Raw genomic sequence first — 22,113 nt, forward strand, 5'->3', positions numbered from 1 at the left:
CCCAAAGGAGGTAAAAAAATGCAACAGCATAAATTATACGTAAATGGTGAATATATAGAATCTGCAGGAACAGAATGGATCGACATCATCAATCCTTCAACTGAAAAAGTCATTTCACAAATACCTAAAGGCACAAAAGAAGATGTTGATCGCGCAGTGGATGCTGCGTTTAAAGCGCAGACAGCGTGGGAGTTGACCCCCAACATCGAACGCGGCAAAATTGTCCGCAAGCTCGGGGATAAAATTGCGGAGAGACGCGATACTTTTATCGATCTGCTGCAGGAAGAGCAGGGAAAAAGCTATGAGTTGGCAAGCGGAGAAGTGGATCTTGCCATTGACTATTTCCATTACATGTCCGAATGGGCTCGGCGTATCGAAGGTGAAATTTTGCCAAGTGACCGCCCGAACGAAAATATTTTTGTCTACAAAAAACCGATTGGTGTCGTAGCCGGTATTGTTCCGTGGAATTTCCCGGTATTTATCCTGGCCAGAAAAGTGGCCACCGCTTTTGTCACCGGCTGCACGATTGTTTTAAAGCCAAGCCAGCAAACGCCGAACACCGCCATGGAATTCACTAAAATCATCCACGAGATGGATGAAGTGCCAGCAGGCGTGTACAACGTTGTTACAGGAACAGGCTCAGAGATTGGCAATGCACTCGCATCACATGAAAAAGTGCAGCTGATCACCATGACTGGCAGTGTCCCAGCAGGTACAAAAGTGATGGAAGCAGCAGCGCAGAACATTACCAAAGTCAATTTGGAATTGGGCGGTAAGGCTCCGGCCATCGTCACGCAAAATGCGGATCTCGATTTGGCAGCTGAAGCCATCGCCACTTCCCGCTTGGCAAATAACGGACAGGCCTGCACAAACGCCGAACGGGTTTACGTGCATGACAGCATCGCAGATGAATTCACAAAAAAACTCATTGCTGTGTTTGAATCGAAAGTTCTGGGAGATCCGCGTGAAAACAAAGAGGCAGATGTCGGTCCGCTCGTCAGCCAGGACCGTCTTGATACGGTACACGACATGGTCGAACAGGCGGTCACAGAAGGTGCCACTGTCGCAATCGGCGGTGAACGCGACAGCAGCCGGTCTGGATTTTTCTACAAGCCCACTATTCTGACAGGAGTGGAACACGACTCGGCCATTATCCGTGATGAAATTTTTGGGCCTGTACTGCCGATTACTACCTACAGCACACTGGCAGAAGCTATTGAAAAAGCCAATGATACAGAATTCGGCCTTTCTTCCGCCATCTACACAAACGATTTGAACGAAGCCATGCAGGTTGTCAACGAGATGAAGTTTGGCGAAACCTATGTGAACCGCGAAAACTTTGAAGCGGTTCAAGGCTACCACGCCGGTATGCGCAAATCCGGACTCGGGGGCGCAGACGGCAAGCATGGCATGGAAGACTTTTTAGTTACGCAAGTGGTTTACATGCAGTATAAGAATGGCAAATAAATGAACACAAAAAACACTCTTCCTTTTTAGGGAAGAGTGTTTTTTCAGGCTGTCGAGAAACTTCTACCAAGCCGTGGATTTCCAAAGCTTACCACCCGCTTTCAGACCCACAGGATATGGTCATGCAGCAGGCGCGAAATGCTATGGGAGCAGAAGGGTTTACGAGCGGACGCTTCTCCAAGCTACTTCGTAAACTCTTTCTTCCTTGAATGCAGCTGGAGGCGGCGACTCCTACGGCAGAAGCTTTGCCAGTGGAATGTGTCCGCCTGAAGGGAAATGAAAAGTAAGGTGAGTTTTTCAACAAGCTGAAAAAAAGCAGCCGGAAACTCCCGGCCGCTTTTCAGCTTGTTATTTTCCTACCATGTTCTCCGGTTTAACCCATTCGTCGAACTGATCAGCAGTCAAATGCCCGCTGTTTACGGCAGATTCTTTTAAGGTGGTGCCATCTTTATGTGCTTGCTTAGCAATTGCAGCGGCATTCTCGTAACCGATATGCGGGTTTAATGCTGTAACCAGCATCAATGAATTGCTGACGTGATTTTGAATAACATCCAAATTGGCTTCGATGCCTACCGCACAATGGTCATTAAAGCTGACCAAGCTGTCTGTCAAAAGACGGACAGACTGCAGGAAGTTATAAGCGATAACCGGTTTGAAAACGTTCAACTCGAAGTTCCCCTGGCTTGCCGAGAAACCGATTGTTGCGTCATTGCCCATTACTTGAGCCGCAACCATTGTCAGTGCCTCGCTTTGAGTCGGGTTGACTTTACCTGGCATAATCGAGCTTCCAGGCTCGTTTGCAGGAATTGTAATTTCACCGATTCCGCTGCGGGGACCGCTTGCCAGCCAGCGTACATCATTGGCAATTTTCATGGCATCTGCTGCCAATGCTTTAATAGCGCCGTGTGTGTAGACCATTTCATCATGGCTTGTCAGTGCATGGAATTTGTTTTCTGCAGAAGTGAAAGAAGTTCCAACCGCTTCACTGATAAATTCAGCAACTGAAGGGCCGAAAGTCGGATCTGCGTTGATGCCTGTTCCAACTGCTGTGCCGCCGATTGCCAATTCACGCATGTGTTCAACGCTTTCGCGAATCATCCGCTCGCTTTTTTCAAGCATGTGCCTCCAGCCGCTGATTTCCTGGCCAAGTGTCAAAGGTGTTGCATCCTGTAAATGCGTACGTCCAATTTTAATGATTTCATCGAATTGCTGTGCTTTTTCATCCAATGTTGCTTTAAGTTTTTGAACAGCCGGCACCAGGTTTTCAGTTACTGCCAAAACCCCTGCTACATGCATTGCTGTCGGATACGTATCATTCGAGCTTTGAGACATATTCACATCATCGTTTGGATGAAGTTTTTCGTCAGAATTCTGCTCTGCTAAGATTTCATTGCCACGGCGCGCCAGAACTTCGTTCATGTTCATATTGGATTGTGTACCGCTTCCTGTCTGCCAGACAACCAATGGAAAATGATCGTTCCATTTGCCTTCGATCACTTCATTTGCAGCAAGTTCAACGGCTTTCATCTTCGCTTCGGATAATTTCCCCAGTTTATGGTTTGCTTTGGCTGTCGCTTTTTTCAATTGAGCAAAAGCCATGACGACTTCATGCGGCATGCGTTCCGTACCGATTTCAAAATTCTGTACGCTGCGCTGCGTTTGAGCGCCCCACATTTTGTCCGCTTCAACTTGAATTTCACCAATGGTATCTTTTTCTGTACGATACTGCATTCCATTCACTCCAATTCTGATGTCTATGTATTCTTCTCTTCTATTATAACCACACACAAGCCTAAAAAAGCGACCTTTGCAGTTAAAAATCGCTGGTTTTGCTATTGAAAAATTCTTCAATTATTGCTTCATCAGAATGTGGAATATACTCGCCCTTAACGATTTGTGCACCGTTTATCGATCCGCTGGAAAGCAGGACCAAGTCATCAGGACCGCTTTCCTTCAAAGCAGCCAGAACCGCTTCGCGCCGTGAATTGGCGGTCACTACCTGTTGCTTGTAAGGCACTGTGAACCCTTCCAATACCGCATTGATCACGGTACTCGGTTCGTTGTCGCCTGGATGATCGACTGTGACCACAAGAACGTCCGCTTTCCCTTCCGCCGCTTTGGCCATTTTCGGCATTTTCGAGAAGTCCCGTATCCCGATGCCAGCAATCAATGCAATCAGCCGATTGTGCGACAACTTCTTTACTTCTTGCAGCACCGAGGCTAAAGCGACCGGCGTATGGGCATAATCCAGAATGATTTTGCGGTTTTCGGGGCCATGAATTACTTGAAAACGGCCCTCAACCTGAGGCATGTCCGGAAGAACAGCTAAAATATCTTCCAGCTGAACACCTGACAAAAGGGCTGTGCCGATCGCTGCCGTCAAATTAGCCGCATTGTATTCGCCATAAAGCGGCACATGGATCGGCCATCGCTTTTCCTGATAACATAAATCAAATTTCAATCCTGTATCCGAAGATTCGCAAGCCGTCCAAATCAAATCAGCTCCGGAATCCAGCTGGTTGCTGTATGTCAAATGAGGATAATCAACGACTTCCAAAATTTCCTTGGCCATACCTTCATCATCGATGTTGACTACAGCAGCCTTAGCTTGCTTGAATAACAAAAGTTTTGACTGAAGATAGTGGGTGAATGTCTTATGGTATTCCAAATGCTCTTCAGAAATATTTGTGTGGATGGCGACATCAAAACTGATGCCTTCCACGCGTTTTTGATCTAAAGCGATAGAAGAAACTTCCATCGCCACAGCGCGGTCTCCTTCTGTTACAAACTTTCCGAAAATTTTGTGAATGTCGGATGAAATCGGAGTGGTCGGGGTGCTTTTATAAAAAGGAATTTTGCCATTGGCTCCTATAATCCCTGTCGTGCCGATAAACCCACAGGAAATGCCCAAAAGGTTAAATAAATTGTAAACGTAAGTAGCTGTAGTTGTTTTCCCATTGGTTCCTGTAACTCCAACTTTCAGCAAGTTTTTTTGAGGAGAATGGTAAAAGAAATCGGACATATAAGCAAGTGCTGTCCGGACATTCGCCACCACTGCAAACGAAAGATCAGGATGTTTTTCGGCATATTCAGCAATTATCTGCCGATTCGATCCGATAACTGTGGTGGCGCCGTTGTCGATTGCTTCTTCAATATACAAATGTCCATCGGTGTTTTCGCCTGGAACACAAAAGAAAGTGCAACCTTGGGTAACTTGTGTTGAATTGTATTCAATTGAACTGACTTTTGATATTGCAGGTCCAAATTGATCGATTACGGGGAAAGACGGGATGCTGGTGAGTTGTATCTCCATTGAAAGGCTCCTTAGGGAAAATATTATGTCAAATACCTATAGTTTCACAGGAACATGTATCATTATTCTATCATTTCCCTCTGACAGCGCCAACATTTTAAGTCGAATTACGTCGAATTTTTCTGAAATGCTGACTTTTTCTGTACTTTTATAGAGCATAAAAAAACTGCTCAACAATCTCTTTGAGCAGGGAACTTCTATAATTATTTCACTTCAATTTATTCCAATCGCCGGATTCCCGGGACCAGCACCTAAAAAAATTCAGCCAACCTACATCTAACTCCCGTTGTAGCCGCCATTTTTTATAAAGTTCTAGGTTTGCTTGCCTGCACATATAAAGTGCCGTCATTCACTTCAACAATCAGCACTTTTTCGTCTTGGCTGATCGCTTCATTGTTATAGCCGGTTGCACGTTTTGAAATCATTCCCGCGCAATTCTCCAGCACTACTTCCCCATATCCATCGACAGGAATTGAAATGATCACATTGGCCATTTGTCCAGGCAGCGGCTCTTCCGAATAGGCACTTAATGATTCTGCAGCAGACAGCGGCAATAAGATTAAAAAATATAAAACCATAGTTAAGATGGTTGCCGCCCCTCCACTAATCGCCAAGATCGCCCATTCGCTCAGTTCTGTTGCTGTTTCCATCAAAAAGCCGATTGCAGAGCCAAATATGATGAAAGCGAGGATTACGGTCAGGTTGAACACCGGCAAACCACCCTTAAGGTCAGCGATGTCGCCAAAAAAGACATACAGTACAGTAAGCGCTCCTGATGCAAGCAGCACATACATATAAAGCTGCTCCATGGGTAAGCCAAAAACAGCCATTCCAAAACCTCCCATTCCAGTAAGTAAATTCCCATCTCTCTTACTAATAACGAATAACTTCAAAAGAAGTTTCAGAATCCTTTGAAACCCAAATAAAAACCCGTTCTTTTATAGAACGGGTTTTGCAAATTGAATTTCATGAAAACCTTGTACCAGTTGAAAGCCGATGCCTACATACCCTTCACGGAGCAACTCCTGCTGCTTTTCAAGATCATCCAGCTTGGCTGTGACATGGTCACTGTAGTGGCCCAATGGATTTTCCAGGTCTTTCACCAGAATATACCGCTGTAATCCGGCATACTTTTCCTTCAGGGCGGCAATGTGCATTGCCTGCGTAAACTTGTCTTTTAAGCTCGGGATGTTCATGGGCGCAACGGTGCAGCAAACATAGCGATACTCTTCTTCAAGATTAGGCAATTCCTTCATAATGACCTCAGCTAATTTTTGCTGCAGGCGATTTCCCCGGTATTCAGGAAGCACCACAGAAATCTCCTGGTAAATCACTTTCCGCAATTGCTCTGGCGGCAGGCCGATATCCCAGCCCAAATGTTCTTCATCGATTTCAGGAATAAGCAATGCCCTGAAACCAATCAATTCATCTTCGACAAATGCCCCAACCATCAAGCCCCGCTCATTCAGAATAAACAAAAACTCTTCGGTAGCCAATGCCTGAAGGGAGTCCTTTTCGGGAAGCGATTCAATTACTTTTGCTTGAATCTGTTCGATCACGGGCAAATCTTCCAAATACAGCCGCTTCATAGAAAAGGGAAGTTTTTTATGAAGCACTTGGTTTGTTATTGTGCCTTCATGCAGCAACTTCATCAGCCATTCTCCTCCACATATTTTGTAGCTATAGAATACCACTTCCATTCCAGAACGTCTGCAAGTTTTTCACTATATTACAATGCCAACTATCTTGTTGGAGAGCCGGAAAACAGTTCAACCGCTGTCTCTTTCAAAAACCTCTCAATTTCCTTTTGATTGCGCAGAAAAATGACTTGGTTGTGAGGACTTTCTTCTATAAACTGTTCCAGGCGCTTTCTCATCTTTATTTTTCGGGCACTATATGTGGAGATGATGAACTTTAGGAAGTCTTTGTCCAGTTTTTCCGGACAACCGGCGGCTATATCGGGACGTGTTTTTCCATGATTCATAATGCGGCGCTTGACCACTCGGTACAGGCATACGGCTAATGGCAGTTCCAAATAGATGATAGTATCGGCTTTTTGCCTTCGAATTTCATAAGTGCCTGTGTAATTTCCTTCAATGATCCAACGGTCCTGTTCAACCAGCCGCTGCTGTTTTTCACTGAATTCTAAATCGCTGCTTTCCACCCAACCTGGCTTCCAAAAATAAGCATCCAAGTGATGGACCGGAATTGCTGCTATGTCTGCCAAGCTTCTTGAAAAGCTTGATTTGCCAACCCCAGATGATACGCCAAGCACCATAATTCTCTGCATAACCGCGCCTCCCCATTGTTTCTCTGTTCAGTTTTTTTATTATAATTCATGGTGGAAAAGAAAAGTAGTAAAAAGAATATTTCATAATCCCTTGCAATATATGTAACCCCATGTTATTCTAAGGAAGAATTATTTTTGTTCGGATAACTTTTTACAAAGTGTCAGATGTCCATCTGCAAGATTTGAGCAAGGATAGTAATACAATGTATGCTTACGCATACGAGGAGGAAACACACATGGAACAAGGTAAAGTAAAATGGTTTAACTCAGAAAAAGGATTTGGCTTCATCGAACGCGAAGGCGGCGACGATGTATTCGTACATTTCTCTGCAATTCAAAGCGAAGGCTTCAAATCTTTAGACGAAGGTCAAGAAGTTACTTTTGACATCGAGCAAGGCCAACGCGGTCTTCAAGCTACTAACGTTCAAAAAGCGTAATCTAAAGTCAAACTATCAATGAGCTCTTCTTCGGAAGAGCTTATTTTTTTGTCCTTTATGAAGGTGTGATCAGGGAAATCCTGGTTGCGCCTTTTCTCATTCAAAAAAAAAAAACGGCATTTGCCTTATCAGCAAATACCGCCTCGTATTTCTTTTAATTCAGCCAAAAGTACAGTTGGAAAACTGCAAAAATCAAAATACATACGGCAAGCGTTCCAAAAATGATCCCCAATGCTAATTTTTTCCCGGTCATGCTGTCACTCCTTTTTCATTCTCAAATCTTCAATGGTTTCGGTAATTTTATAAGCTCCTGCCCCTTTATTCGACAAGACTGTGAGAATATTGCCCTCTTCAGGGTAAAATGCGGAATGGAAACAGACCCCCGGATCGTATCCCATAACATGATATTTCACCAATCCATCCCCTTGGCTCTGAATCCATATTCCATAACCATAATCGCCGTCTTCCCCGGATGCATGCACTTGGAGCATGGTCTCCAGCATCTCTTTCGTCACTAAGGCGCCGTCCACCAGACTGCTCCAGAAATTCGCCATATCACTCGCTGTGACATAAGCTCCGCCGTCAGCACCTCCACGGATCGGGATAGCGTATTGGTTTGTACGCCACACTCCATCTTCTTCAATATAGCCGAAAGCCGTTTCACCAGGCAGCCGGTCTAAACGGAAATAACCCGAGCTTTCCATCTTGGCTGGACCAAAAATCTGTTCTTCCACAACTTCGGCAAACTCTTTGCCAGTCACCTGCTCCACAATCAGGCCGAGTGCGATAAATCCAGCGTTGTTGTAGCGGAACCTCTCACCCGGCTTGAACATCATTGGCTGGTCTTTAAACAAAGGAATAAAATCTGAAGCAGTTTGCATGGTGTACATCGGCCGTTGTTTCCATAGCTCTTCATAATCTCCCATGACTTGTTCATCAAAATAATCCGGCATGCCGGATGTATGAGTCAATAGCTGATGAATGGTGACGTCGAAATGCGGAAAAGCCTGCGGCAGCAGTTCGGATAGCTTGTCGTGGAAATTGAGCTTTCCTGCCTCCACCAATTGGCACACAGCAACAGCCGTGAAAATCTTGCTGCCCGATGCAATACCGAACCTTGTATCGACAGCATTCGGCCGTTCATCTGCACGATTGGCAAATCCTCTTGCTGCTGTCCAGGTTTCCTCTTTACGCAAAAAGACGGCGCCCGAAAAATCGATCTCTTCCATCTTGTCCATAATTGGCGTAGCTGGTTTCTCCTGCTGAAACCGTCCGTCTTCTGTAATGTTAATGTGGCGGCCGTCTGACAGCTCAATCGATAAAGGATGCGTCTCGCTTTTTTGTTTCGAAAAATACCAGACGCGCTTTGGTGCCACCAATAAAATATAAGCATGTCCACTGCCCAAGAAGTTCAATGCATTTGGATCGATCCCCTTATAGCCCCTCACTGGAATATCCATCTCTTCAAGCTGTTTGCCGACTTCTTCAACATGCGGTGTCGTGATGCTCACTTCACTGATGCTAAGCAAAGAGTCGACTGTAAAATTGCCCATGCGATCGACGCTGCGCCGCGCAATGAATTCAATGACATTGCCGGCAGGATCTTGGAAATAAAATGCATCAGCATCAAAATTGGCGTAAAAAACTTCATCCATTCCCTCTTGGCGATTCAAGGTTACCCGCTCACCAGCCCACCATTTAGCGAGTGTAAACTGGTTGCCTGGAATGTTCAGCGCATAATGATAAATAGCTGGTCTTTCGGATTCCTGGAAGACTAACTGGGATTCTCCAATCGACAGCGTAAAGCTGCTTTCATCTTCTTCAACAATCCGGAAGCCCAGTTGGTATTCATAAAAGCCCTTCATGTCTTCTAACTGATTTGTGTATAAGGTCACCTTTTTAAACATGTCCTCACTCCTTGCCTTTAGCATACCGAAAAATCCAATCTTTTACCTCTTTTAGCCATAAAAAAAGAGCCCAGAGGCTCTTTTTTATGGCAGTCGGAAGTGGTTAAGAAGACAGTCCATTGTTTACTGTGGAGCGAAGCCGGATCATGTCGCGGCATTCAATGCCATTCTCAAAAATCGGCTGTGGGTAATTCCGCCTGAAAAAATCCGGATCAATCGCACACATCCGAAACCCGCATTTCTGATAAAGCGCAAGTTGATCCAGGCTCGAATTGCCGGTACCGATTTCCACAAACGTAAATCCGCGGAGTGCCGCTTCAGCCAAAGCATGCTGCAGAAGTTGACGCCCGTACCCTCGGCCCCGAAAGCTTTCTGCAACTGCAATATTCTTTATTTCCACAACGGTGTCCGACAGAGCGACAAGTACGTAAACGCCGACAATTGCACCGCCCTGCTCTCCGATCGTGCACCAGCCGGATTCACTATAAGCACGCACCAGGCTTTCGGAAGGATCCGCTTCGAGCAACAAGTCCATCGGCAGCGGTTCATGAGCCTGCAGCTGTCGGAATTCCATCATTTCTTTTCTTTAAAGCCTTGATCGATCAAATAATTTTCAGCATCGTCAAAAGTTCCAAAGCTTTCTTCCAGGTTTTTTCCTGTGTAGATATTCCAAAATGGCTCTTCATAAACCAAATCCAGTTTCACATTGTCGCGGCTAACCCACGTTTTGTCGTATGGAGGTTCTGGCTCCAGTGATAAGTAATCCAAAGAATCAGCAAGGACGCTGCGCAATTCCTTTTCGGAAAAATCACGGATGTTGACAAAGCCTTTCTTGTCCGCTTCGTAATGCGGCAAGTTTCCTACATAGACAAAGCCATTGCCCGTCGGATGCAAATGGTAAACAACGATTTTTTTGTCGTATAAGCTTTCTTCATAATGAAAATTCACGCGTTTCATCGATACATCTTTTCTCGTCAATTCCGGAAAAGATTCAATGATTTCCAACTTTTGTTCAAATGTTAACAATCTCATTACCTCATTTCTTAGTTTCAGTTAGTTCATCAAAAACATCAGTAAGATCCAAAATATAGAACTGCTGTATGGAGAAAATCGCAGAAATATATGGTTACACCCGTTTCGCATTTTTAATTACCATTCAGTATAACATGCCAGCCACAATCCCACATCCATAGAAAAAAGCTGCGCGAACGCAGCTTTTTGGCTTTACTATAAAATCGAATAACGATTTTACTCCACCGACTTACTTTTTCTTGCCAAACGGCCACCAGACACCCCGGTCAAAGGATACTGAAATTGCCGGTATCAATAATGGCAGGACGATCAATCCGTACAGCAGCAATCCAGTAATGACGATGGTTGCAATCTGTACTAGGCTTAAGACGCCGGATGGCATCATGGCACCGAATGTACCCGCCAGAATGATGGCTGCCGTGATGATGACAGTTCCCATCTTCGCCATCGAAGTACGCATCGCATCGCGAACGGTGATGCCATTAAATGATTCTTCTCGGAACCGGTCGAGCAGGAAAATCGAGTAGTCGACTCCGAGCGCCACCAGCATGACAAAGCCAAAGAATGGCACTGCCCAGCTGATGCCGTCATATCCGAGACCGTTGACAAAGATTAATTCCGCAATGGAAATTGCTGTATAGTACGTCAATAACAGCGATCCAATCATATACAGCGGCATGATCAATGACCGGAAAAGAATTGCCAGCACAACGAACAAGCTGATCAGCATGATGATCACGGTATTCGTAAAGTCATTGGAAGATACTTCTTCCAAATCACTGTTGATGCTCGAAATCCCGCTGAATGCAATTTCCGCGCTTTCAAGCGGCGTTCCGGCTACAGAGCGTTCCACCGTTTCCTTAATCTCAGAAGTAATGACAATGGCTTCATGAGAGTAAGGATCCTCTGACAAGATTACTTCCATCATCATTCCTGTGCCGTCGGCAAAAGAATAACGGTCCAATACCTGCTCAAAATCAGCGCTTTCAAGTGTGCCTTCCGGAATGAACAGGCCCGTATCGCGAACCGCTTCGCTGCCGCTCATCTCTTCCATCATATAGACAGCTTCCGTCAAACCGGTTTCAATTTCTGCCAAGCCATCGTTTGAAGCTCCGACTCCATCTGCCAATTGCGTTAATCCGGCACTAAGTTCTGCTGTTTGGCCAGCCGCGCCAGCCAAACCTTGCTGAATTTCTGACAACCCACCGTTGATTTGTGTCAAAGCACCAACAGTTTGAGGAATGTTGCCTGTTTGCTGCAATCCTTGAGAAACCTGATCCAATTGTTGATTGATCTGGCCGAGACCTGCCGCCGCCTCATCCAACCCTCCAGCATCACCCGCTTGTTCACTGATGGCAGTTAAGTTCGCCTGGACTTCTGCTAACCCTGCCTGCACTTCACCTATTCCATCGCGTGCTTCGCCAAGCCCATCCGCCAGCAAGCCGAGCTGCTCGTCGACGTAGAGCTCATCGATTACTTCCCCCGTTGGACGTGTAATGGAGCGAACCGTTTCAACCCCATCAATTTTATCAATTTCTGCACTTAACGATTCGAAATAAGGGACAGTTGATCGATCCATCAATGAGTCTTCTGACTTCACAATCACTTGAACAGGCAGTGAATCACCTTGCCCAAAGCCTTCTTCGATAGCACGCAAGCCTTTCACCGATTCATATTCCGAACCAATTTCATCTACTGTATTAAACGACAAAGAATTATCGTATGTAAAGAGCAAAGGCACTGTAATCACAGCTACCACCAGCATCGACAACAAGGGCCGGTTGATCGACAGCTTGCTCATGGTGACCCATAATTTGCTGTCATTGTGAGAAGCTGATTTTTTTGCTGGCCAGAATAACTTTTCCTTCAATAATGACATGAAGAATGGCACGATCGTGTATAGAACCAGCAACAATACGAATATCCCAACTGCTACCGCTACGGCAGATTTAAAAATCGGAAATTCTGCAAAGCCGATGGCGAAGAACCCGATAAATACAGCGATTCCGCTGATCAGCAACGTTCGCCCTGCCGTTTTATACGTGTTGATGATTGATTGCTCTACATCATGTCCTGCCGAAAGTTCTTCTTTATAGCGGCTCAGGAGCAAGATACAATAATCTGTTCCAATTCCGAAAAGAATCGCGACCAGGAATATTTGCGTATAGTTGGATACTGGGAAACCAAACCAATCGATGAAAAAAGCGACCAGTGACTGGCTCAATAAATAAGTAATTCCGACTGCCACAAGCGGTATGAAAGGCGTTACAATTGACCGGAAAACGGCCAGCAGCAATCCGAAAATCAAGACAACCGTAATAATCTCGGTGCGCTTCAAGCCTTCCTGTGCACTGATGTTGACATCATTATTTATGATGGCTTCTCCAGTAACATAGGCCGTCAAGTCTTCAGGAATAATAGACTCCCTGATGGTATCGGCAACGGCGTTCACTTCTTCGTCTGTCCCATCCACTGTAATCGGCATCAACACCGTTTGGCGGTCTTCCGAAATGAGCTGGCCTTCCAGTTCTTCGCTTTCAACTGGATTTAAGACACTTGTCACCGGATCTCCCAGCGCTTCGATATCCGTCACCATCTGTTCAAGCGTTTCCCGAACCGAATCCGTCAGTTCACTTTCCAGCGGCATGACGAGAGAAATCGTTTGTTCCGAGGCGTCTGCATCTGTCAGAATGCTTGAAGCGATTTGCGAAGAAGCTTCATCAGACAGCTGAAACGATCCTGCCTGTTCTGCCTGCTCTGTTAAATTAGGTGCTAATAAGAATAAGGCGACTGTTAATACTATCAATCCTATGGCAATCGGCCATTTGAATTTTAATACGCTACGCATGTATTACACTCCATCCATTTTTATGATCGTTTTCAGCTTCCGGAAAATCGTGAGGAATTGATCTATTTCTTCATCCGCAATATTTTCGGACATCAGCTTCTCGAGATAATCCGTCAACACCTTGTCCAGCTCTGCCAAAATCGTTTGGCCTTTATCCGTCAGTTCCAGCAATTTTTCCCGCCTGTCTGTTGTTTCGACGATCTGAATTACTTCTTTTTGAAGCAGTTTTTTTATGCGGCTGGAAATTGCACTTTTATGTACGGCTTGCATGACAGCCAATCTTGCCGAAGTAACCTGTTTTTCCTTGCTGATCAGTTTCAACAATTGGATTTGTTCCGGCGAATACTCTTTCCATAAAGGATGGTCAACGGATTTGATGACACGCTCAGTTCCGTATATCATGACTTCTTGAAAAAGATCCACCGCTTCTTGAATGCGATTGTCCACGATAGTTTACCCCCTCAACCAATATTAATAGTCTAGGGGGTAAACCTTCTATGGTCAAGAAAGAACCGCAATTCCACAAAAAAACCTGTGAACATAAAGTTCACAGGTTGCGTTTATTCAATATCGCGCGTAGCCGTATTGCGTATTTCACTTCGTCTTGCGTATACATTTTTTGCGATGGTCTTAATTACGGCATACACCGGAATTGCTAAAATGATTCCCCAAAGACCGGCGATATTTCCTGCCGCCAAGATCAAGGTAATGACCGTCAGCGGATGGACGTCGAGCGATTTCCCCATGACGTTCGGAGTGATGAAATTGCTTTCGATCTGCTGTGCAACGAGCATGATAATGGCTACATACACAGCCATGATCGGATCTTGCACAAGCGCGATGATAATAGCTGGAATAACTGCAATGTAAGGCCCCAAAAATGGAATGACATTGGTAGCCATACCGATCAATGCCAACAACAATGCATAGTCTAAATCGATAATCAGATACCCGATCAGCAACATGAGTCCTACAAGGAAGCTGACAAACAGCTGCCCCTGGATATAAGCCTGCAAGGTTTCATCGATGTCATGCAAAGTTTTGCGAATCCATCTTTTGCGCTCTCCGGAAAAGAATCCGGAAACGAATGGAACAAATTTCTTATGGTCGACCAACAGGTAAACAAGGAAAAACGGCACTAACACTAAAGTGATAACACCCGAGACAAAACTCGTAATGAAGGCCAGAATCCATCCTCCGACATCGCCAAGGCTGTCACCAATTTGCCCGGTCATGCCATCCAACTGTTCTTCAATTGAATCCGGAAGCCGGTCACGCTGGTCGAATATATATTGACCGTATTCTTCCACACTTTCTACTATTTCAGGCCCATTCTCTACCAGTGTATTGATCTGATCTGTAACAATCGGTCCGATCATGACATAGAACAAATAGAACACCAAGATAATGGATAGCAGAACTGTTAGAACTGCAGCCCATTTCGGAAACTTTTTCTTCATCAGAAAATTCAAGATCGGCCTTGTCAGGTAGAACAAGACGCCTCCCAACAACAATGGAACAAAAATTGTTCCTGCAATAATGAATAAGGGATCAAAAATTCCTTGTACTTCAATAAATAATCGAATGATGACTAAAGCCAGGATAATTCCTACTCCAACTTGAAACCAAAGCTTGTTCGTCAAGCGCCACACTTCCTTTCTTTCAATAGTATACCCAGTTTATCATGAAAGTATGGTATTATATTTTTTTATGTTATTTTGAAATTATCGCGTAAAAAGGAAATACTAACAAACAAAATATATGATCAAGCAATGGAGGATTTATTCCAATGGACCAATTATGGCTTACAATTAAATTTCTGCTTCTCGGCCTATTTCAAGGACTTACTGAACCAATTCCTATTTCTTCAAGCGGACATTTATTGATCGCGCAATACTTTTTGGACGTACAGATCGAAGGAAGTGTTTCAACTTTCGCGTTGCTCGTCAACAGTGCTTCGCTGATTGCAGTACTGATTATTTACCGTGACGATATCAAGCGCCTCGTCATCAACGGATTAAAGTACTTTACAGTTAAAAACGCGGAAACAAAACGGGACTTCCTGTTCGTTGTCTACCTGGTAGTCGCAACAATTCCTGCTGGGGTTATCGGCCTGCTGTTCCAGGATGCAATTGATGAGAATCTTTCGACCATTGTCACAGTCGGTTTGACCTTAATCGTGACAGGTTTCGGGCTTTGGTGGATCCGCAATATGCGCGGACAGCGAAACGACGGCAACATGACAATGAAAGATGCTGTGATCATTGGCGGTGCCCAGGCAGTGGCGTTGATTCCAGGAATCAGCCGAAGCGGCGCTACCATTGTTGCGGCTATGGCACGTGGCATTAATCAGGAAACCGCTCTCCGCTTCTCTTTCCTGTTATTTATTCCGATCAGCCTGGGTGGCGCTGTCCTCAGCATTACCGACATCGTCAATGATGATAACCTGGCTTCCATGGCGGTCCCTTACATCATGGCGTTCCTGGGATCTCTTGTAGCTTCTTACTTCTCACTCAAATGGTTCATGAACATCATGGCGAAAGGCCAATTAAAGTATTTTGCAATTTATTGCTTTATCGTTGGTCCTCTTGTCGTTCTGGCATGGGTAGTATTAAATTAATTAAAAGAGACGAACTTTCAATTTTGATTGAAAGTTCGTCTCTTTTTTATCGGTTAAAGAAATTAGCCGTGTAATAGGGTTGATTCTCTGCGTTGAACGCTGTGCCTATACCAAGAAACCCAAAATCGGGTTTGACGATATTTTCACGATGTCCCATGGAATTCATTAATCCTTCATGGGCAAAAATACTGCTGTATTGCCCATAAGCCAAGTTCTCACCGGCCACATAAAACGCGATATCGTCTTCATTCATTCGATCAAACGGTGACTGGCCCACCAGGTTGGTGTGGCTGAAATACTTATTTTCCGCCATATCGTCACTATGCTTACGGGCTGTCAGTTTTGTCTGTTCATCCCACTTCAATAGCGGCAGGTTACGTTGAATACGCGCTGAATTGGTTAATTCAAAAAGCAGGTATTCGTATCCTTCTTTCAACTCTTCGTTCGCTTCTGCGTATATTCCAGGACGCGCTTTCTCCAGCTCTTCATGGATAACTTGCACAGCAGTCACTGTATCTTCTTCATGGATATCATAAAAAACGGTTGTATAAGTATTCTCGGTTTTAAATACATCGTATTCTTCCCCGGTATCAAGTATATATTGAACGTTTCCTTTTTGGAGGCTTTTCAGCGGAACCCCGAGCAACGAACGGACTTCCGATTTAGTAGAATCCATCGTTATTCCTTCCGTAGAAGAAATCAAATCCTGGTTCGTGAACATTCCATTCACTTTTCCATCCTCATCGTAAGACAAGAGCACGTAATTTTGATAATCCTGATGGTAGCTATGCCAGTCAGTGCCATACTCATTCCGCATTAAACGAAGTGGCATTCCCACTTTTTCCTGCGCTTCGTCCTTGTCCATACCAAGCGTAACATTATGGACCGCAAACAAGGCATCAGGTTCGGCCAATTCCGGTTTTGCCACAGCCTCCGGCATTTCAAGAGAGCTGGAAGCAATCATAGACCGCAGTTCAGTGCCCACACGCGAAGTGAAATTCCAGGCTTCATCAACTGCTTGTGAAACTTCCGGATCTTCGGTGATGTTATCAATTGTGCGATCGACTGAATCCAAGAAACTTAAATCGACATATTCACCCACTGGTTCTTCCCAAATCGGGCGCGCAAAAAAAACCGCCAGCAACAAAACCATCAACCAAAAAAGTTTCCGCACACACATCACCTCTTACCCTACAGTTTAATCGCAAACGCATCATCCACAAAGCAAAACGCCTTTGTGCAAGAAAAGCGGAGGCTGCCGTTAAGCCCCGACAAGCGCTGGAAGCCTTATCGGTAATGGCGGTTTTTGCCATTGGTGATAAGGCTGAAGCGACTCGAGGGGCTGGCTGTCGGAGTCTGGACAATAAAGAAAAGCGCAGGCTGCCGTTTAGCCCCGACAAGCGCTGGAAGCCTTATCGGTAATGGCGGTCTTTGCCATTGCTGGTAAGGCTGAAGCGACTCGAGGGGCTGGCTGCCGGAGTCTGGACATCGAAAAGCGGAGGCGTCTTAAATTAAAAAGAGGAACCATCCCAATTGATGGCTCCTCTTTTACCCAATTAAAATTCTTCAGTAATGGCAGTCTTTTTAGGTGAACTGAACAACAACGTAAATACTAAACCAAGCGCAAATGTCACCAAGCTGGCGATGAGCGTGGCCGAATCAGTCGAGAATCCAGGAAAGACCACAAACAAAGACCCGATAATCAGACCGATAATCGCCGCATACGTAACGTAGGTAAAGTGTTCCAACAAATATTGGATTGCCTTGCTGCTGACGATAAATCCAACGATAACTCCAGCACCGATAGCCAGCGCAACTGGAATGTTTAAGGTAGTTAAAGCATTGATAGCTGTCGAATAGACACCCAGCAACAACAGGATAAACGAACCGCTGATTCCTGGCAGCAACATCGCCATGCTGGCCAGCCAGCCGGAAAAGAACAGCGTGAAGAATACAGGTATAGTAAGTGAAGTAATCGGCGCCAAATTATCCTCTGTCGGGATAAATGCAGTAGCCGCTAAAGCAGCTCCAATAACCACAAGGATAATCAAATGGCGTGGAGTAAAATTCTTTTTAACTTCTGCCTGTTTCATAATGTACGGAATAACGCCGATGATCAGCCCCATGAAGAAAAACTGCGTCGCTTCATAATGCTGCTCCAATAAATATTCAATAACCCGGCTGAACAGCAGTAGTGTAATGACAACTCCCAGACCAAGTGGTACTAAAAATCCGAGATGTTTTTTCCAATCCCGGCTGAAAAAACCGCTGATTGCTTCCAATAAACGATCGTAAATTCCTAAAATAAAGGCAATTGTGCCTCCGCTGACACCTGGTATCAAATCACTGATGCCCATTAAGATGCCGCGGTATATGTTCTTCCATTCCATTCGTCTAGTCTCCTTGTCTTAAAAATCACTTTAACCAGTATAGCATGTGCGAAATGGAAACTCGAGCATCACTTAATTCAGATCAAACCATCCATCAATAAATTAATCTATTATTCTTTTTGCTTCTTCCACAGCGCTCCTAACAATTTCTGCCGCAGCCACTTCTTCCGTCAGGCTCCGAGTCGATTGCCCGGCCCATAACGACATGAATTCAGGATCATCAGCCTTTGCAGCAGCAGCCCGGATGTCTTTGGTGATCGTATTTTGAGAGGGAAACGGCAAAGGAGCAACGCCGGTTTGTTCAAACTTCTCAATAAAATGATTTTTGATGCCGCGTGCCGGACGTCCCGAAAAGCTGGTTGTCACAACTGTACTTTCCTCATTGCTTTTGAATAGCGCCTGCTTATACGCGCTATGTGCACCGGATTCTTTAGAACTGACAAAACGGGTCCCGATTTGCACACCCTGTGCCCCGAGAGCAAGCGAAGCCACCAATCCGCGGCCATCTATGATTCCTCCTGCTGCTATCACTGGAACGCTGACAGCATCCACTACCTGCGGCACTAATGACAAGGTCCCAATCTGCGCACCTGCCGGATGACGATCAAGCGAAAAGGTGCTGCGATGTCCTCCTGCTTCGCTTCCCTGAGCCACTATGGCAGCTGCTCCAGAAGCTTCCGCCTGTTTGGCCTCTATCACTGTGGTCACCATCACTACAATTTGAATTTGCTGCTCTTTAGCAGTTTTCATTTGCTCAGCTGAAAGGCAGCCAAAAGCTGTACTAATAATAGGCACACCTTCTTCGACACAAACATTGAACTGCTCTTCGCTCCAATCCGGTGATTGATAGGAAGACCCAATTTCCTGAATCTCAAATTTTGAACGAAAAGGGCTTAATGCCTTCTGGACTTCTTCTAAACGGCTGAAATCATCCTTCACCGGTGCTGCAAAAATATTGACGCTAAACGGTTTTGCTGTTGCGGACTGAATTTCTTTGATTGCTTGTCGCAATGCACTGGGCGACATATAGGCAGCCCCCAGAGTTCCGAGTCCTCCTGCATTACTGACTTCAACAACCAGTTCTACGGTCGTCGGTCCTCCGGCCATACCGGCTTGAATAATCGGATAATCGATTTTGAACAATTGGCAGATTTCCGTTTCCAATGAAATCATGAATGGTCCTCCTCTTTGATTTGAATGCATTTGCTGTTGTTCCAAGTATCCCGCAAACGGCAATGTACAGCAATAGGGAACTTTCTTGCATGAGACAACGTTCTCTATAGTAAGCAAACATGAGAAGGCGGGATTTATTTATGAAGGGATTCCTTTCACTTCTAGGCGTCACTTTAATTGTTGGAGCATGTGGATTAATTCTCTTATCTTTTTACGGCAACCCTCTAGAAAAGGTGATCAGCCAGGAAAGAATGTACGCATATATTGAAACACGCCAGAACGACCTACCGGAAATACCACCGCAAAATCAGATGACTACTGAGATTCCGGAACAGGCAGCTTTCACCACTACAGCTTTTACGGCAATTGACAACAGCTGTAACAGAGCCTCCCTGAACGACAAAAGCCGACTCGAATAACGAGTCGGCTTTTTCTTTTCATCAAACAACTAAACGAATCCGGTTGCCAGAAGGATCTTTCACTTCCCAGTAATCATCATATTGTGCAATTTCAGTTCCCATCGAATGCAGAGTATCTGCCAGTTTATTTCGCTTTTCACTTTCAATTATCAACGTATAGTAATGCAGGCCTGCTGTTTTTTCAGGCAATGCCGGGATGCCCGTGCCATTCCAAACATTCATGCCAATATGGTGATGATATTTCTGGTCAGCCAAGAACAAGGCCTGACCCCCCATGCTTGCAACTACTTCAAAACCAAGTCCATTTACATAGAAATTTTTAGCATCTTCCAAGTTTGAAACATGCAAATGGATATGCCCCATTACTGTAGCAGCAGGCATCCCTTTCCATGGCTCTGATGATTTTTGCGCTGCTTCCACTAACCCTTGGGCATCAAGCGGGTCTACTGCCATCGAAACTTCATCGTTTCTCCAGTTCCATTGTTCAGGTTCCCGGTCACGGTATATTTCGATGCCGTTGCCTTCCGGATCCGATAGATACAAGGCTTCACTGACAAGGTGATCCGAAGAACCCAGCTGGATTCCATTCTGATGAAGATGAATAAGAATTTTCCCTAAATCTTCTCTAGTTGGCACTAAAATCGCAAAATGGTAAAGTCCTGCATAACGATCCTGTTTTGGTGAGATTCCTTCTATGGCTTCAAGCTTCAACAAGACATTGCCGGCTGCACCCAACTCTACAATCGTCGGCTCTTCTGAAATCACTTCAAATCCAATAATTTCTTCGTAAAATTTTTTCATTTTATTAATATCCATTACTTTTAATCCTACTTCACCTACATAAGTCACTGGCTTCTGATGAAAGTTCATAAATATTTCTCTCTCCCTTTAGTTACTTTATGTAACAAATTATATTTATTAAACTAAACTCTGTCAAGTAACTTAATTCCTTTAAAGAATCTATCATTTATGCTATCATTGGAGAAAAGGAGTGAGGAGTATGGATACTTCCGTCATTTGCCCCCGTTTTGAGACAGCTATTTCTCTGCTCAGCCAACGCTGGACAGGTTTAATTATTTATCAATTATTATCCGGTCCCCAGCGCTTCAGCCATTTAACCGAAATTATCGGCATCAGCGGCCGCCTTTTATCGGAACGCCTGAAAAATCTGGAAGCCGAAGGACTCGTTACACGAACCGTCTACCCGGAAACGCCCGTACGGATCGAATACGCATTGACCGAAAAAGGATTTTCCCTAAAACCGGTTATGGATGAAATCCAAAACTGGTCGCAAATATGGGTGGAACCAACTGAAACAAGAAATGTGTAAACAGCCGTCTGGCTAACCAGTTAATCGCATCATACTCCCTCTAAAACAAATAAGAGCTCATCCGGTAAACCGGATAAGCTCTTATTTTATTTCGCCTGCAGTTGTATGATGTGTTTTAATCCTTCATGAGCTGTACTGAATATCGGAGTCTTGCTGTCCAATTGGACAATTGACATGGCCAGCTTTGGGCTGATTCCGACAAGTATGCAGGTGGCTCCTATCAAGTTCAGCGTATCAGTCATCATTTGAATCTGATAGCGGACCTGGTTTTCGAACTCCTTGATACCGCTCAAATCGATTAAGACGTACTCGATTTGCTTCTCAGAACATTCCATTAAAACTGTCGCGATCAATTGATCTGTACGATTTTTGTCAAAGTCTCCGATTAAAGGCAAGGCAATCGTCTTGTCCCAGATGTTCAGAATGGGAATCGACAGCTCCTTGATCAATTGCGCACTTCGCTTCTGCTCTTCTGCTTGCATCGTAACATCCATCAGCATAACGATATAGCCCTCAGGTTCATCGCTGCTTCCCATGATGGGAGTGATCACAATATCGGTCATCACTTGATTTCGGATTGTAATGCGCGTTCGATGAACTCCGGTTAGTTTCTGCATAATCTTGTTCTGATGCTCCGGACGCTCGTGGAAATCATCCATGTTCATCCCAATCATTGCTTCGCAATCCGGCATGCCATATAAAGGAGCGACTTCACCCATTAATCGGCATGCTTCGGTATTCATCCATCTGATGGTATAGGAACTATCTGCAATAATGATGGTTTCCCCGATAACATCCAGGGCGTTCAGTAAAAGTATATTTTCCGGGATCTTTCCTATAGCTGGCATGTGTTACCACCTTATCTACTGATTTCCACTTGCTTGTGT

Annotated in this window: 21 protein-coding genes; 5 read left to right on the forward strand and 16 right to left on the reverse strand. The window is 44.8% G+C overall.

What is annotated here, in order from left to right; all coding sequences use genetic code 11:
• Positions 1-18: 18 nt before the first annotated feature.
• Complete coding sequence (gene aldA, locus QOZ98_RS12425) at positions 19-1,467, forward strand: aldehyde dehydrogenase (protein ID WP_308787747.1); 1,449 nt, start codon at positions 19-21, stop codon at positions 1,465-1,467.
• Between the two features lie 348 nt (positions 1,468-1,815).
• On the opposite strand, the gene fumC is transcribed toward aldA, so the two are convergent.
• From fumC to QOZ98_RS12450, 5 genes are all read right to left on the reverse strand, one after another.
• Positions 1,816-3,198 carry a class II fumarate hydratase gene (gene fumC, locus QOZ98_RS12430; RefSeq protein ID WP_308787748.1) on the reverse strand — a complete coding sequence of 461 codons (1,383 nt, stop codon included), beginning with the start codon at positions 3,196-3,198 and terminating at the stop codon, positions 1,816-1,818.
• A gap of 82 nt (positions 3,199-3,280) precedes the next feature.
• Entirely contained in the window at positions 3,281-4,780 is a 1,500-nt protein-coding gene (locus QOZ98_RS12435; protein WP_308787749.1) for a UDP-N-acetylmuramoyl-L-alanyl-D-glutamate--2,6-diaminopimelate ligase, read from the reverse strand.
• A gap of 302 nt (positions 4,781-5,082) precedes the next feature.
• A complete protein-coding gene (locus QOZ98_RS12440) occupies positions 5,083-5,610 on the reverse strand; it encodes a hypothetical protein (RefSeq protein ID WP_308787750.1) in 528 nt (175 codons plus the stop codon).
• 108 nt (positions 5,611-5,718) lie between these two features.
• The gene (locus QOZ98_RS12445) at positions 5,719-6,432 is read right to left on the reverse strand and encodes a hypothetical protein (protein WP_308787751.1); all 714 of its coding nucleotides are present in this window, start codon (positions 6,430-6,432) and stop codon (positions 5,719-5,721) included.
• A gap of 89 nt (positions 6,433-6,521) precedes the next feature.
• The gene (locus QOZ98_RS12450; protein ID WP_308787752.1) at positions 6,522-7,070 is read right to left on the reverse strand and encodes a P-loop NTPase family protein; all 549 of its coding nucleotides are present in this window, start codon (positions 7,068-7,070) and stop codon (positions 6,522-6,524) included.
• A gap of 236 nt (positions 7,071-7,306) precedes the next feature.
• Here QOZ98_RS12450 and QOZ98_RS12455 point away from each other — a divergent pair, with 236 nt between their 5' ends.
• Positions 7,307-7,507 carry a cold-shock protein gene (locus tag QOZ98_RS12455; RefSeq protein ID WP_006830093.1) on the forward strand — a complete coding sequence of 67 codons (201 nt, stop codon included), beginning with the start codon at positions 7,307-7,309 and terminating at the stop codon, positions 7,505-7,507.
• Positions 7,508-7,764: 257 nt separating this feature from the next.
• Here QOZ98_RS12455 and QOZ98_RS12460 read toward each other — a convergent pair whose 3' ends face one another.
• The 6 genes from QOZ98_RS12460 to QOZ98_RS12485 all read right to left on the reverse strand — a co-directional run bounded on the left by QOZ98_RS12460 (position 7,765) and on the right by QOZ98_RS12485 (position 14,937).
• The gene (locus QOZ98_RS12460) at positions 7,765-9,414 is read right to left on the reverse strand and encodes a serine hydrolase (RefSeq protein ID WP_308787753.1); all 1,650 of its coding nucleotides are present in this window, start codon (positions 9,412-9,414) and stop codon (positions 7,765-7,767) included.
• A 103-nt stretch (positions 9,415-9,517) separates the two neighbouring features.
• Positions 9,518-9,991, reverse strand: a complete 474-nt coding sequence (locus QOZ98_RS12465; RefSeq protein ID WP_308787754.1) for a GNAT family N-acetyltransferase — start codon at positions 9,989-9,991, stop codon at positions 9,518-9,520.
• Positions 9,988-10,440, reverse strand: a complete 453-nt coding sequence (locus QOZ98_RS12470) for a hypothetical protein (RefSeq protein WP_142827373.1) — start codon at positions 10,438-10,440, stop codon at positions 9,988-9,990. The genes QOZ98_RS12465 and QOZ98_RS12470 overlap by 4 nt, the downstream gene beginning before the upstream one ends.
• 235 nt (positions 10,441-10,675) lie before the next feature.
• A complete protein-coding gene (locus tag QOZ98_RS12475) occupies positions 10,676-13,294 on the reverse strand; it encodes an MMPL family transporter (protein ID WP_308787755.1) in 2,619 nt (872 codons plus the stop codon).
• A 3-nt stretch (positions 13,295-13,297) separates the two neighbouring features.
• The gene (locus tag QOZ98_RS12480) at positions 13,298-13,741 is read right to left on the reverse strand and encodes a MarR family winged helix-turn-helix transcriptional regulator (RefSeq protein ID WP_308787756.1); all 444 of its coding nucleotides are present in this window, start codon (positions 13,739-13,741) and stop codon (positions 13,298-13,300) included.
• A 113-nt stretch (positions 13,742-13,854) separates the two neighbouring features.
• A complete protein-coding gene (locus tag QOZ98_RS12485; RefSeq protein WP_308787757.1) occupies positions 13,855-14,937 on the reverse strand; it encodes an AI-2E family transporter in 1,083 nt (360 codons plus the stop codon).
• Between the two features lie 146 nt (positions 14,938-15,083).
• Here QOZ98_RS12485 and QOZ98_RS12490 point away from each other — a divergent pair, with 146 nt between their 5' ends.
• Positions 15,084-15,914: an undecaprenyl-diphosphate phosphatase gene (locus QOZ98_RS12490; RefSeq protein ID WP_308787758.1), complete on the forward strand. Its 831-nt coding sequence runs from the start codon at positions 15,084-15,086 to the stop codon at positions 15,912-15,914.
• A 46-nt stretch (positions 15,915-15,960) separates the two neighbouring features.
• Here QOZ98_RS12490 and QOZ98_RS12495 read toward each other — a convergent pair whose 3' ends face one another.
• The 3 genes from QOZ98_RS12495 to QOZ98_RS12505 all read right to left on the reverse strand — a co-directional run bounded on the left by QOZ98_RS12495 (position 15,961) and on the right by QOZ98_RS12505 (position 19,477).
• Complete coding sequence (locus QOZ98_RS12495; protein ID WP_308787759.1) at positions 15,961-17,088, reverse strand: CAP domain-containing protein; 1,128 nt, start codon at positions 17,086-17,088, stop codon at positions 15,961-15,963.
• Positions 17,089-17,470: 382 nt separating this feature from the next.
• Entirely contained in the window at positions 17,471-18,304 is an 834-nt protein-coding gene (locus QOZ98_RS12500; RefSeq protein WP_308787760.1) for a DUF368 domain-containing protein, read from the reverse strand.
• 102 nt (positions 18,305-18,406) lie between these two features.
• Positions 18,407-19,477, reverse strand: coding sequence for an NAD(P)H-dependent flavin oxidoreductase (locus QOZ98_RS12505; protein WP_308787761.1), 1,071 nt, complete (start codon positions 19,475-19,477; stop codon positions 18,407-18,409).
• Between the two features lie 140 nt (positions 19,478-19,617).
• On the opposite strand from QOZ98_RS12505, the gene QOZ98_RS12510 reads away from it, so the two are divergent.
• A complete protein-coding gene (locus tag QOZ98_RS12510; RefSeq protein ID WP_308787762.1) occupies positions 19,618-19,896 on the forward strand; it encodes a hypothetical protein in 279 nt (92 codons plus the stop codon).
• 21 nt (positions 19,897-19,917) lie between these two features.
• Here QOZ98_RS12510 and QOZ98_RS12515 read toward each other — a convergent pair whose 3' ends face one another.
• Positions 19,918-20,766 carry a VOC family protein gene (locus tag QOZ98_RS12515; protein WP_308787763.1) on the reverse strand — a complete coding sequence of 283 codons (849 nt, stop codon included), beginning with the start codon at positions 20,764-20,766 and terminating at the stop codon, positions 19,918-19,920.
• A 130-nt stretch (positions 20,767-20,896) separates the two neighbouring features.
• Here QOZ98_RS12515 and QOZ98_RS12520 point away from each other — a divergent pair, with 130 nt between their 5' ends.
• Positions 20,897-21,226 (forward strand): winged helix-turn-helix transcriptional regulator, encoded by a 330-nt coding sequence (locus QOZ98_RS12520; protein WP_308787764.1) that lies wholly within the window; start codon positions 20,897-20,899, stop codon positions 21,224-21,226.
• An 86-nt stretch (positions 21,227-21,312) separates the two neighbouring features.
• On the opposite strand, the gene QOZ98_RS12525 is transcribed toward QOZ98_RS12520, so the two are convergent.
• The gene (locus QOZ98_RS12525; RefSeq protein WP_142827384.1) at positions 21,313-22,074 is read right to left on the reverse strand and encodes an STAS domain-containing protein; all 762 of its coding nucleotides are present in this window, start codon (positions 22,072-22,074) and stop codon (positions 21,313-21,315) included.
• Positions 22,075-22,113: the final 39 nt, after the last annotated feature.

Source organism: Planomicrobium stackebrandtii, assembly GCF_030814955.1.
Lineage (GTDB): Bacteria > Bacillota > Bacilli > Bacillales_A > Planococcaceae > Planococcus > Planococcus stackebrandtii.